Source organism: Amycolatopsis thailandensis (assembly GCF_042723255.1).
Taxonomy (GTDB): domain Bacteria; phylum Actinomycetota; class Actinomycetes; order Mycobacteriales; family Pseudonocardiaceae; genus Amycolatopsis; species Amycolatopsis thailandensis.
Window position 1 is genome coordinate 1 of sequence record NZ_JBHXJK010000187.1, and the last position, 13,111, is coordinate 13,111.

8 protein-coding genes are annotated in these 13,111 nt (G+C 69.0%); 5 read left to right on the plus strand and 3 right to left on the minus strand.

The annotated features are described in order from the left end of the window. Positions 1–153 precede the first annotated feature (153 nt). Entirely contained in the window at positions 154–1,218 is a 1,065-nt protein-coding gene (locus tag ACFWMR_RS39505; RefSeq protein WP_378382095.1) for an NAD(P)H-dependent amine dehydrogenase family protein, read from the minus strand. Between the two features lie 12 nt (positions 1,219–1,230). Next, positions 1,231–2,016 (minus strand): SDR family oxidoreductase, encoded by a 786-nt coding sequence (locus ACFWMR_RS39510; protein ID WP_378382096.1) that lies wholly within the window; start codon positions 2,014–2,016, stop codon positions 1,231–1,233. A 323-nt stretch (positions 2,017–2,339) separates the two neighbouring features. On the opposite strand from ACFWMR_RS39510, the gene gltB reads away from it, so the two are divergent. From gltB to ACFWMR_RS39525, 3 genes are all read left to right on the plus strand, one after another. Beyond that, the gene (gltB, locus tag ACFWMR_RS39515) at positions 2,340–6,908 is read left to right on the plus strand and encodes a glutamate synthase large subunit (RefSeq protein ID WP_378382097.1); all 4,569 of its coding nucleotides are present in this window, start codon (positions 2,340–2,342) and stop codon (positions 6,906–6,908) included. Continuing rightward, positions 6,901–8,409, plus strand: coding sequence for a glutamate synthase subunit beta (locus ACFWMR_RS39520; protein WP_378382098.1), 1,509 nt, complete (start codon positions 6,901–6,903; stop codon positions 8,407–8,409). The genes gltB and ACFWMR_RS39520 overlap by 8 nt, the downstream gene beginning before the upstream one ends. Before the next feature lie 176 nt (positions 8,410–8,585). Next, positions 8,586–9,992, plus strand: coding sequence for an alpha/beta hydrolase (locus tag ACFWMR_RS39525; RefSeq protein ID WP_378382099.1), 1,407 nt, complete (start codon positions 8,586–8,588; stop codon positions 9,990–9,992). Here the strand turns inward: ACFWMR_RS39525 and ACFWMR_RS39530 are convergent. Then, on the minus strand, positions 9,977–10,384 hold the full coding sequence (locus ACFWMR_RS39530; protein WP_378382100.1) for a hypothetical protein: 408 nt from the start codon (positions 10,382–10,384) through the stop codon (positions 9,977–9,979). The genes ACFWMR_RS39525 and ACFWMR_RS39530 overlap by 16 nt on opposite strands. Before the next feature lie 172 nt (positions 10,385–10,556). On the opposite strand from ACFWMR_RS39530, the gene ACFWMR_RS39535 reads away from it, so the two are divergent. Next, positions 10,557–11,489 (plus strand): trypsin-like serine peptidase, encoded by a 933-nt coding sequence (locus ACFWMR_RS39535; protein WP_378382101.1) that lies wholly within the window; start codon positions 10,557–10,559, stop codon positions 11,487–11,489. 80 nt (positions 11,490–11,569) lie between these two features. Beyond that, positions 11,570–12,961: a class II 3-deoxy-7-phosphoheptulonate synthase gene (locus ACFWMR_RS39540; protein ID WP_167406086.1), complete on the plus strand. Its 1,392-nt coding sequence runs from the start codon at positions 11,570–11,572 to the stop codon at positions 12,959–12,961. The last annotated feature ends 150 nt before the right edge of the window (positions 12,962–13,111 follow it).

Below are 13,111 nucleotides of genomic sequence, written 5' to 3' on the forward strand. Positions count from 1 at the left end.
GTCCGTGAAGGCCTCCTTGAGGGACCCAGAGTCCCTCAAGGAGGCCTTCACGGACTTCAGGCCGGCCGGCGGGCGGGCCTCGTGACCTCCGGGAGATGTCATGAGGGGTCCCCTTGGGACGAAAACTGTCTCACGGGGACCCCTCATGACACTTCAGGGGGAGACCAGGCCCCGCCCCGTCACCAAAGGCAGGTCCAGCGCGGTCAGCAGCCCGGGCGGAGCCGCCACCACCGCCGGGACCGCGTTCACCAGCCGCATCGCGGTCGCCTTCAGCCCGGCCGTGTTGTGGTCGCCGTCGGTCCCGACCAGGCGCAGGTCCAGCTCGTAATTGGGCTCCCCGGTCACCTTGACGCGGTAGCAGCCCTGCCCGCTCGGCTGCGGCCAGTCCGGACCGAGGTCGCCCCGCAGGCGCGTGACGTGCTCCAGCACGCACACCGCCCGCCCGCCGCGCATGCCGCGCACCTCGAACCGCAGCGCGGCCGCCGTGCCCTCCTTGATCGTCCCGGAGGCGATCTCGAAGGTCTCGGGCGCCGGAAGCCGTTCGTAGACCTCCTCGACGGCGTCGAGGTCGACGTCCAGCCCGGCCGCGAGCTGCCGCACGACGCTGCCCCAGGCCAGCGAGAGGACACCGGGCTGCAACAGCAGCGGGAGGTCGTCCATCTCCCGGCCGAAGCCCATGATTTCGAAAAGAACCTTGCCTTGGTCGTACGTCGAGTAATCGAGGATCTCCATACAGCGAACCTCGTCGATCCGTTCACATACGCCGGTCAGCACCAGCGGCAGCCAGTCGTTGGCGAAGCCGGGGTCGATGCCGTTGACCCACAGCGAAGCGCCGCCTTCGCGAGCGGCCTCGCGGATCGGCTCGATCATCTCCGGCGGGACCACACCTTCGGGGTACTGGAGGAACACCGGACTGCTGGACACCACGTTGATCCCGGCGCGCAGGAACCGCTTCAAGTCCTCGACGGCCTCGACGAGCCGGTCGTCGGCCATCGCCGTGTAGAGCACGCAATCCGGCTTCAGCGCGATGAGCGCGTCCGCGTCGGTCGTCGCGGAGACCCCGAGCGGGCGGCTCAGCCCGGCCAGTTCCCCGGCGTCGACCCCCGCCTTGGCCTCGCTCGAAACCCAGACCCCGACGAGTTCGAGATCGGGTCGCGCGGCTATCCCGGCCAGCGCGTGCCGTCCGACGTTCCCGGTACTCCACTGGACCACGCGCACGGCGTTCGCCTCCTACAGGTCAGGCAGGCCCAACTCAAGGTTCGGGGCCTGCAGTCCACCGTCGACTTCGATGATCTTGCCGGTGACGTACCGGCCCGCGCCGGACGCCAGGAACACGACGGTCGCCGCGATGTCCTCGGCCTCGCCGATCCGGCCAAGGGGAGTGGCGGCCTCCATGCGGTCGCGCAGTTCGTCGTTGCCCACCACCACTTCGAGCGCGGACGTCGCCACCGAGCCGACCGAGATCGCGTTCACCCGCACCTTCGGCGCGAGATCGGCCGCCGCGAGCCGGGTGTAGTGCGCCAGCGCGGCCTTCGCCGTCCCGTACGCGGCGAAACCCCGGCCCGCCACCCGGCCCATGACCGACGAGATGTTGACGACCGACCCGCCCGTCTCCAGTAAGGACGGTGCGGCCGCGACGGTCAGCGCGTGCGCGGTGGAGACATTGAAGCGAAAGGCTTCTTCGAGGAAGTCGCCGCTGGTTTCCAGCAACGGCCGGGGATAGGTGCCGCCGACGTTGTTGACCACCAGGTCCAACCGCCCGAATTCCCCGGTCGCGACCTCCGCCAGCTCCGCCGCGGCGGACGGATCGCTCAGATCGGCGGGGACGACGTGGGCGCGCCTGCCGGTGGCGGCGATCAAGGCCGCCACCTCGGTGAGCTGGCTTTCGGTGCGGGACGAGATCACCACGTCGGCGCCCGCCTCGGCGAGCGCCACGGCCGTCGCCGCGCCGATCCCGCGCCCGGCGCCGGTGACCACGGCGACCTGGTCGGTGAGCCGGAAACGGTCCAGGATCATGCGCGGAACGGTAACACGTTCTAGTTGTGCGGCCCAGTGCGCGAAGAGCGTCCGGAGTGACTAGAGTCGCCTCACCGTGTCTCGTGACAACCCGGAACAGGACATATACTTAGCGGAACGAACTACCGCGACCCCATCAGGAACTCTGTCGTTCCGGGCATCCAGATCGTTACCCATCGGCGGGCTTTCGCGCCCTCCGAACTGATGCCGACGTGTTTCACAGGTGTTAAAGTCGCGCTAACGAACGGGCCATCGTCGTCCCGTGCGCATTCCCCCGGCCGGCCCGTCCGACCGCTGAGCACGACGACGAAGGAGGTCCCTTCATGATCTTCTCCGCCATTCCAGGCAAACAGGGGCTTTACGACCCCGAATCCGAACAGGACTCCTGCGGTGTGGCCATGGTGGCCGACGTCCGCGGGCGACGTTCGCACGGCATCGTCACCGACGGTCTGTCCGCGCTGACGAACCTGGACCATCGCGGTGCCGCCGGCGCGGAGCCGACCAGCGGTGACGGCGCGGGCATCCTGCTGCAGCTCCCCGACGAGCTGCTGCGGGCGGAAGCGGACTTCACGCTGCCCGAGCCGGACGCCGACGGTCACCAGGCCTACGCGACCGGGATCGGTTTCCTGCCCTCGGACGGCGAGGAGCGGAAGAAGGCCATCGCCCTGATCGAGCGGATCGCCGCCGAAGAGGGCCTCGACGTCCTCGGCTGGCGCGAAGTCCCGGTCGACGCCGACCGCGCCGACATCGGCCCGACAGCGCGTTCGGTGATGCCGCATTTCGCGATGCTGTTCGTCGCCGGCGCGGAGACCGGCGGCCGGCGTCCCACCGGGCTCGAATTGGACCGGCTGGCCTTCTGTCTCCGCAAGCGCGTCGAGAACGAGAGCGTGACCGCGGGCTGTGGCACCTACTTCCCGTCGCTGTCCTCGCGGACCATCGTCTACAAGGGAATGCTGACTCCCGAGCAGCTCCCGCTCTTCTTCACCGACCTGACCGACACCCGGCTCGCCAGCGCCATCGCGCTCGTGCACTCCCGGTTCTCCACCAACACCTTCCCGTCGTGGCCGCTGGCGCATCCGTTCCGGTTCGTCGCGCACAACGGCGAGATCAACACCATCCGGGGCAACCGCAACCGCATGCGCGCCCGTGAGGCGCTGCTCGAATCGGACCTCATCACCGGCGATCTCACCCGGCTGTACCCGATCTGCTCGGCCGACGCGTCGGACTCCGCCTCGTTCGACGAGGTGCTGGAGCTGCTGCACCTCGGCGGGCGGTCACTGCCGCACGCGGTGCTGATGATGATCCCCGAAGCGTGGGAGAACCACGCCGGGATGGACGCCCAGCGTCGTGCGTTCTACCAGTTCCACGCGAGCCTCATGGAGCCGTGGGACGGCCCGGCCTGTGTCACCTTCACCGACGGCACGCTCGTCGGCGCGGTGCTCGACCGCAACGGCCTGCGCCCCGCCCGCTGGTGGCGCACCGCCGACGACCGGGTCGTATTGGCCAGTGAGGCCGGTGTCCTCGACGTCGCCCCCGCGGACGTCGTGGCCAAGGGCCGCCTCAAGCCCGGCCGGATGTTCCTGGTGGACACCGAGGCGGGCCGGATCGTCGACGACGAAGAGGTCAAGTCGGCGCTGGCCAAGGAACTCCCGTACGAAGGCTGGCTGCACGCCGGTCTGCTGCAGATCGCCGATCTGCCGGATCGCGACCACATCGTGCAGAGCCACGATTCCGTGCTGCGGCGCCAGCTTTCCTTCGGCTACACCGAAGAAGAGCTGAAGATCCTCCTCGCGCCGATGGTGGTCAAGGGCATGGAGCCGATCGGCTCGATGGGCTCGGACACCCCGCCCGCGGTGCTGTCGCAGCGTTCGCGGCTGCTCTACGACTACTTCAAGCAGAACTTCGCGCAGGTCACTAACCCGCCGCTGGACGCGATCCGCGAAGAGCTCGTCACCTCGATGAGCCGCATCATGGGCCCCGAGCGGAATTTGCTCGCCCCCGGTCCGGCCTCCTGCCGTCACGTGCAGCTGCCGTATCCGGTGATCGACAACGACGAACTCGCCAAGCTGATCCACATCAACGACGACGGCGACCTCCCCGGCTTCGCGTGCAGTGTCCTTTCCGGACTGTACGAAGTGGACGGTGGGGCCGAGGCACTGGCGGCCGCGATCGAGCGGGTCCGGCGCGAGGCCTCCGAGGCGATCGCGGCGGGCGCGCGCACGCTCGTGCTGTCCGACCGCGACTCCGACCACCGCATGGCGCCGATCCCCTCGCTGCTGCTGGTGTCCTCGGTGCACCACCATCTGGTGCGCACCAAGGAAAGGCTCCGTGTCGCGCTGGTCGTCGAGACCGGCGACGCCCGCGAGGTCCACCACGTCGCGCTGCTGCTCGGCTACGGCGCCGCGGCGGTGAACCCGTACCTGGCCTTCGAGACGATCGAGGACATGATCTCGACCGGCGCGGTCACCGGGATCGAGCCCGCCACCGCGATCCGGAACTACGTCAAGGCGCTCGTGAAGGGCGTCCTCAAGATCATGTCGAAGATGGGCATCTCCACCGTCGGCGCGTATACCGCGGCGCAGGTCTTCGAATCCTTCGGCCTCGCACAGGATCTGCTCGACGAGTACTTCACCGGGACGTCGTCGAAGCTCGGCGGCGTCGGCCTGAGCGTGCTCGCCGAAGAGGTCGCGACGCGGCACCGCCGCGCGTACCCGGACAACCCGACCGACCGGGTCCACCGCGGACTCGAGACCGGCGGCGAGTACGCGTACCGCCGCGAGGGCGAACTGCACCTGTTCACCCCCGAGACCGTCTTCCTGTTGCAGCACGCGACGAAGACCGGCCGCGAAGAGGTGTACAAGAAGTACTCCGACGAGGTGCACCGCCTGTACCGCCAGGGCGGCGCGCTGCGCGGGCTGTTCTCCTTCCGCGCGGGCACGCGCGAACCCGTCCCGCTCGACGAGGTCGAGCCGGTTGAGGCGATCTTCAAGCGCTTCAACACCGGTGCCATGTCGTACGGCTCGATTTCGGCCGAGGCACACGAAACCCTCGCCATCGCGATGAACCGCATCGGCGGCCGGTCCAACACCGGTGAGGGCGGGGAAGACCCCGAACGGCTCTACGACCCGGCGCGACGCAGCGCGATCAAGCAGGTCGCGAGCGGCCGGTTCGGCGTCACCAGCGAGTACCTCGTCAACGCCGACGACATCCAGATCAAGATGGCGCAGGGCGCGAAGCCGGGTGAGGGCGGGCAGCTGCCGCCGAACAAGGTGTACCCGTGGATCGCGCGCACGCGGCACTCCACTCCGGGCGTCGGGCTCATCTCGCCGCCCCCGCACCACGACATCTACTCGATCGAGGATCTCGCCCAGCTGATCCACGACCTCAAGAACGCCAACGAGAACGCCCGCATCCACGTGAAGCTGGTGTCCTCGCTCGGCGTCGGCACGGTCGCGGCGGGGGTGTCCAAGGCGCACGCCGACGTCGTGCTGATCTCCGGCCACGACGGCGGCACCGGCGCTTCCCCGATGAACTCGCTCAAGCACGCGGGCACGCCCTGGGAGATCGGCCTCGCCGAGACGCAGCAGACGTTGCTGCTCAACGGTTTGCGCGACCGGATCACCGTCCAGGTCGACGGCGCGATGAAGACCGGCAAGGACGTCGTCATCGCCGCGCTGCTCGGCGCGGAGGAGTACGGCTTCGCGACGGCGCCGCTGATCGTCGAAGGCTGCGTCATGATGCGCGTCTGCCACCTCGACACCTGCCCGGTCGGCGTCGCGACCCAGAGCCCGGACCTGCGCAAGCGCTACACCGGACAGGCCGACCACGTCGTCAACTACTTCCGGTTCGTCGCCGAAGAGGTCCGGGAAACGTTGGCGCTGCTCGGTTTCCGCACCCTCGACGAGGCCATCGGGCACGCCGAGGTGCTGAACACCGACGAGGCGATCGAGCACTGGAAGGCCTCCGGTCTCGACCTCGCACCGATCTTCGAGATGCCCGCCGAGACTCCTTACGGTGGGGCGAAGCGGCGCACGCGGACGCAGGACCACGGCCTGGAGCACGCGCTGGACCGGACGCTGATCCAGCTCGCCGAGGCGGCGCTGGAGGACGCGCATCCGGTCCGGCTGGAACTGCCGGTGCGGAACGTGAACCGGACCGTCGGCACGCTGCTCGGTTCCGAGATCACCCGCCGCTACGGCGGCGAGGGGCTGCCCGAGGACACGATCCACGTGCTGCTGACCGGTTCCGCCGGGCAGTCGCTCGGCGCGTTCCTGCCGCGCGGTATCACGCTCGACATGGTCGGCGACGCGAACGACTACGTCGGCAAGGGACTTTCGGGCGGGCGGATCATCGTGCGGCCGCATCCGGACGCGAAGTTCGCCGCGGAAGGCCAGACCATCGCCGGGAACACCCTCGCCTACGGGGCCACCGGCGGCGAGATGTTCCTGCGCGGCCAGGTCGGCGAACGCTTCTGCGTGCGCAACTCCGGCGCGGTGGTGGTCGCCGAGGGCGTCGGCGACCACGCCTTCGAGTACATGACCGGCGGTCAGGCCGTGGTGCTCGGCCCGACCGGGCGTAATCTCGCGGCCGGCATGTCCGGCGGCGAGGCCTACGTGCTCGACCTCGACCGCGGCCGGGTCAACGAAGAGATGGTGAACCTTCAGACGCCGTCGTCGGAGGACCTCGCCTGGCTCAAGAAGACCGTGCAGAAGCACTACGACCTCACACGTTCGGCCGTGGCCGCGTCGCTGCTCGGCGACTGGCCCCGTCGCTCGGCGGCGTTCACCAAGGTGATGCCCCGCGACTACCAGCGTGTCCTTGACGCGGCGAAGGCGGCGCGCGCCGCGGGCCGCGACGTCGACGAAGCGATCATGGAGGCCGCTCGTGGCTGATCCGACGGGTTTCCTGAAGTACGAACGTGAAGAGCCGAAGAAGAAGTCCACCCAGGACCGTCTCGCCACCTGGGGCGAGGTGTACGCCGACGTCGAACCCGGTGAGCGCAACGAACAGGTGCGCGAGCAGGCTTCGCGGTGCATGGACTGCGGTATCCCGTTCTGCCATTCCGGTGGATCCGGCTGCCCGCTGGGCAACCTGATCCCGGAGTGGAACGACCTGGTGCGCCGCGGCGACTGGGCCGCGGCGAGCGACCGGCTGCACGCGACCAACAACTTCCCCGAGTTCACCGGGAAGCTGTGCCCCGCGCCGTGCGAGGCGGGCTGCGTCCTGTCGATCTCGCCGCTGTCCGGCGGCCCGGTGTCGATCAAGCGGGTCGAGCAGACGATCGCCGACCAGTCCTGGGAAGCGGGCTACGTGCAGCCGCAGGTCTCGGCGGTGTCTTCGGGCCAGCGGGTCGCTGTCGTCGGCTCCGGTCCGGCCGGGCTGGCCGCCGCGCAGCAGCTGACCCGCGCCGGCCACGAGGTGACCGTCTACGAACGGGACGACCGGCTCGGCGGCCTGCTGCGGTACGGCATCCCCGAGTTCAAGATGGAGAAGAAGGTCCTCGACCGGCGGCTCGCGCAACTCCGCAAGGAGGGCACGAAGTTCGTCACCGGCTGCGAGGTCGGCGTCGACCTGACCGTCGAGGACCTGCGGGCCGGCTACGACGCGGTGGTGCTCGCCGTGGGCGCGCTGCGCGGCCGTGACGACACCACGACGCCCGGGCGCGAGCTGTCCGGCATCCACCTGGCGATGGAACATCTGGTCCCGGCCAACAAGTACGTCGAGGGCGACGGCCCGTCGCCGGTGGACGCCGCGGGCAAGCACGTGGTCATCATCGGCGGTGGCGACACCGGGGCCGACTCCTACGGCACCGCGACCCGCCAAGGCGCGCTTTCGGTGACACAGCTGGACCAGTACCCGACCCCACCGTCCACAAGGGACGACGAGCGGTCACCGTGGCCGACCTGGCCCTACATCCTGCGCACCTACCCGGCGCACGAGGAGGCGGGCGAGCGCAAGTTCGCCGTCGCGGTCACCCGGTTCGTCGGTGACGACGAGGGCAACGTGCGCGCCGTCGAGCTCCGGCAGGTCCGCGTGGTCAAGGACCCGGAGACCGGCAAGCGCATGGTGACCCCGGTCAACGACGAGGTCGAGAAACTTCCCGCCGACCTCGTGCTGCTCGCGATCGGGTTCGAGGGTGTCGAGCACATGCCGCTGTTGGACGGGCTCGGGCTCTCCCTGACCGGACGCGGCACGCTTTCGTGCGGCTCGGACTGGCAGACCTCCTCGCCCGGCGTGTTCGTCTGCGGCGACGCGCACCGCGGTGCCTCGCTGGTGGTGTGGGCGATCGCCGAGGGCCGTTCGGTGGCGAGCGCGGTGGACGCCTACCTCACCGGTGCTTCGGACCTGCCCGCTCCCGTGCACCCGACAGCGCTGCCGCTCGCGGTGATCTAAGGCCCGTGGAGATGTCAGGAAAGGGGCGTTCAGGACGGTTTTCGTCCTGAACGCCCCTTTCCTGACACTCGGCGAGGGATGACGAACGGCAGGAGCCGCTCCTGCCCCAGGTGGAGGTCCGGGATCAGGCCGAGGACCGATGCGGTAGGGCGGCAGGCCACGCGAAGCTCTGCCGTATGAGAAAAACGTTGGCGATACTGGCTTTCCTGCCACTGACCGCGGCGCTTCCGGCGACAGCCGAAGCGGCTCCGGCACTGAAGTGGACGTCACCCTGTCCGGACTACGGCATGACACCCTCACCGACCGAGGGCCTCCAATGCGCGAAACTCGAGGTGCCGTTGGATTACGCCGATCCCGGCGGGCGAAAGATCGAACTCACCGTTTCCCGGAAGGCGAGCACCTCCCCGAAGCGCCGGGGAGTCCTGCTGATGAACCCCGGCGGCCCCGGGAGTCCCGGCTTGGCGATGCCCGCGCAACTCGCGCAGCGCCAGGGAAACAGCGGTCTGCTCGAGAGTTACGACGTCATCGGGTTCGACCCGCGCGGCACCACTTACAGCACGCCGGTGACCTGCGACCTGACCGAGGACGAGCGGTTCATCCTCACCGGCCCGTACGCGGACGGCCCGGACGACGTCGTCGAAAAGGCGGCGAAATCCCGGGTGGTGGCGCGGAAATGCGCCGAGGCGAAGACCGCGGATCTCCTGCCGCACATGACCACCGCGAACACCGCACGCGACATGGACCGGATCCGCGAGGCGCTGGGGGAACGGAAGATCTCCTACTACGGCGTCTCGTACGGCAGCTATCTCGGCGCTTCCTACGCCTCGATGTTCCCGGCGAAGACGGACCGGATCGTGCTGGACAGCCTCTTGGGGCCCGACGGGCTGGGCGTCCGGGCGCACCAGCGTTTCGCGGACGGCTTCGACGACCGGTTCGGTGATTTCGCGGCCTGGGCCGCGGCGCGGGACGACGTCTACCACCTCGGGCGGACCCTCGCCGACGTGAAGGCGAAGTTCCTCGAACTGGCCGGGAAACGACCGGGAATCCGGACCGACACCTGGGGAGCGCTGTACGACGACGCGAACTTCCCCGGCCTCGCCGCGCAATGGGCGGCTTCGCCGGCGTCGGCGAAAGGCGGGCCGCTCGACGGCGACAACCACGCCGCGCTCCAGCTCCAGGTGCTGTGCAACGACACGGACTGGCCGGAAAGCGTTCGCTACTACCAAAAGGCTGTCGAACGCGCCCGCGTGACGCAGCCGATGTTCGGCCCCGCCGCCGCGAACATCGCCCCTTGCGCCTTCTGGCCGGTGGAACGCCGCGAACGCCCGGTGCGGATCACCGACCGCGGCCCGTCGAACATCCTGCTGGTGCAGAACCTCCGTGATCCCGCGACGCCGCTTTCCGGCGCTCGCGAACTGCGTTCGGCGCTGGGTGGGCGGGCCAAGTTCGTCACGGTCGACGCCGGTGGACACGGCGTCTTCACCAAGGAGAACGCCTGCGGCAACGACTTCGTCGTGCGCTATCTGCGAGACGGCGACCTTCCGGCCGCTGATTCCCACTGCCCGGCTCATCTGCCGAAGTAGATGACGATGATCGCCAGCCAGTAACCGAGGCCGCCGACCAGGCTGCCCAGCAGCATTCCGGCGGCGGCTTCGGGGTAGGTGCGTTCACCCCGGGTGACGAGCGACCAGCACACCCCGGCGACCAAGAGCCAGCCGAGGTGCATCAGCCCGCCGAAGGTGAACGTCAGCACGACGATCGCGCCGGACACGGTCGCGGTCTGCGGCGCGATCTCGAAGTCGAGGGCCTTGAAGACCGCCCACACCGCGAGTGTCAGGAGCGCCGCGACGGCCAAAGCGGTCAGTGGTCCCCAGCCGGCGGGCCAGGGAGCTCCCCAGGTGATCGCGATCGGCAGCAGGGGAATCCAGATCCAGAGCGCGAGAACGTTCGTGCCGAGCCGGGCGAAACTCTTCACACCGGAAAGCTACCGGGCAGGTCACGGCCCGGTCATCGTGTTCGGCCGAACGGCCCATACGCCACCACGGATGCGGCCGAACGGCCGCTTGTACGCCCGGTAGCAGGACAAATACTTTCGAAATGTCGTGCAAGTCATACGGCAATTCACCGGTGGCGAAAGGCGGTACGCCATGAAGAGGACGGCTTTCCGGACGGGGATCCTGGCAGCGCTCACGGGGCTGGCGGTGACGGCGCTGACCGCGGTCGCGAGTCCAGCACAGGCCGCGCCCGCCCACCATCAGGCGGCGGCCGACGCGCAGGCCGTCGCCGCCTACTGGACGCCGGAGCGGATGCGGTCGGCGGTGCCGATCGACCAGCTGGTCACCGCGCCCGCCTTCACGCCGAAGGACGTCGCCAAGGGCACGAGCACGATCATCCAGAGCATTCCCAACGGCGGCGGCGCGTGGTCGGGCGCGGGCAAGGTCGTGCAGACCGCCGGTCGCGTGTTCTTCACCATGGGCGGGCGGAACGCGTCGTGCTCCGGTGACGCGGTGACGAGCACGAACGGCAGCGTCGTGATCACGGCCGGGCACTGCGTGAAGTACCAAGGCGCCTGGCACACGAACTGGACCTTCGCTCCCGGTTATAACAACGGCAACACGCCTTACGGCACGTGGGCCGCGAAGAGCACGCTGACCACTCCGCAGTGGGAAGCGAGCGAGGACATGAACTACGACGTCGGCGCGGCCGTGGTGAACCAGCTCAACGGGCAGAAGCTGACCGACGTCGTCGGCGCGCAGGGGATCGCGTTCAACCAGGCGCGCAACCAGTCGATGTACACGTTCGGGTATCCGGCGGCGGCGCCGTACGACGGCACGAAACTGATCTACTGCAGCGGGAGCACGTTCACCGACTTCCTGCTCACCAAGGACCACGGGATGAACTGCAACATGACCGGTGGTTCGAGCGGTGGCCCGTGGTTCCTCAACTTCAGCGAGGCGACCGGCGCGGGCGTCCAGGCCTCGGTGAACAGCTTCGGCTACAACTTCCTGCCGGGTTACATGTTCGGCCCGTACTTCGGCGCGGACGCGCAGAACCTCTACAACAAGGCGCAGGCCGCCTGATCTCCTCCGCCGCCCGTCCACCTTTTGGGACTTTCGTCCCGGTGGGCGGGCGGCTTTCGGCCAGGCATATCCTGGTGCCCGTGAACTGGACAGTGGACGTTCCCGTCGACACGCTCCCCGAACTGCCCCCTCTGCCTCCCGGGCTGCGCGAGCGGCTCGACGACGCGCTTTCCCGCCCGGCCGCGCAGCAGCCCGAGTGGCCGGACGCGGAGCTGACGAAACGCGTCCGCGGCGTGCTGGAAAGCGTGCCGCCGATCACCGTCCCCGCCGAGATCGACCGGCTCTCCGACAGGCTCGCCATGGTCGCCCGCGGCGAGGCGTTCCTGCTGCAGGGCGGTGACTGCGCGGAGACGTTCGAGTCGAACACCGAACCGCACATCCGCGCCAACCTGCGCACCCTGCTGCAGATGGCCGTCGTCCTCACCTACGGCGCGAGCCTGCCGGTGGTGAAGGTCGGCCGGATCGCGGGCCAGTACGCGAAGCCGCGTTCGGCGTCCACCGACGCGCTCGGCCTGCCGGTGTACCGCGGCGACATCATCAACTCGCTCGTCGCCAAGCCCGAACTCCGCGTGCCCGACCCCGGCCGGATGATCCGCGCCTACGCCAACGCGGGCGCCGCGATGAACCTCGTCCGCGCGCTCACCGGCGCCGGCATGGCCGACCTGCACCAGGTGCACGACTGGAACAAGGACTTCGTGAAGTCCTCGCCCGCCAGCGAGCGCTACGAGGCACTGGCCGCGGAGATCGACCGCGGCCTGCGGTTCATGTCGGCCTGCGGCGTCACCGACACCTCGCTCCAGTCCACCGAGATCTTCGCCAGCCACGAGGCGCTCCTGCTGGACTACGAGCGCTCCATGCTGCGGATGGACCGCGCGGACGCGGCGAACCCCAAGCTGTACAACCTGTCCTCGCACTTCCTGTGGGTGGGCGAGCGGACCCGGCAGCTCGACGGCGCGCACATCGCGTTCGCCGAGCTGCTGGCCAACCCGATCGGTCTCAAGATCGGCCCGACGACCACGCCCGAACAGGCCGTCGAGTACGTGCGGCGGCTCGACCCGCGCAACGAGCCCGGCCGCCTGACGCTGATCGCCCGGATGGGCAACGGCAAGGTCCGCGAGGTCCTGCCCGCGATCGTCGAGAAGGTCGAGGCGTCCGGGCACAAGGTCATCTGGCAGTGCGACCCGATGCACGGCAACACCCACGAGGCGTCGACCGGGTACAAGACCCGGCACTTCGACCGGATCGTGGACGAGGTCCAGGGCTTCTTCGAGGTGCACCGCAAGCTCGGTACCTACCCGGGCGGTATCCACGTCGAGCTCACCGGCGAGGACGTCACCGAATGCCTCGGTGGCGCGCAGGAGATCTCGGACCTGGATCTTTCGGGCCGGTACGAGACCGCTTGCGACCCGCGTCTGAACACGCAGCAGTCGCTGGAACTGGCGTTCCTGGTCGCGGAGATGCTGCGCGGCTGATCCTGGTTTCCCTACGTGCAATGAAGGGGCCTTTCATAGCGAAATTTGCTATGAAAGGCCCCTTCATTGCACTCGGGCAGGTCTGGCGCGCCCGAGGTGAGCTTCGGCTGGGTTCGGGATGTCGCGAAAGCCACTTTCGCAACCTTCAAC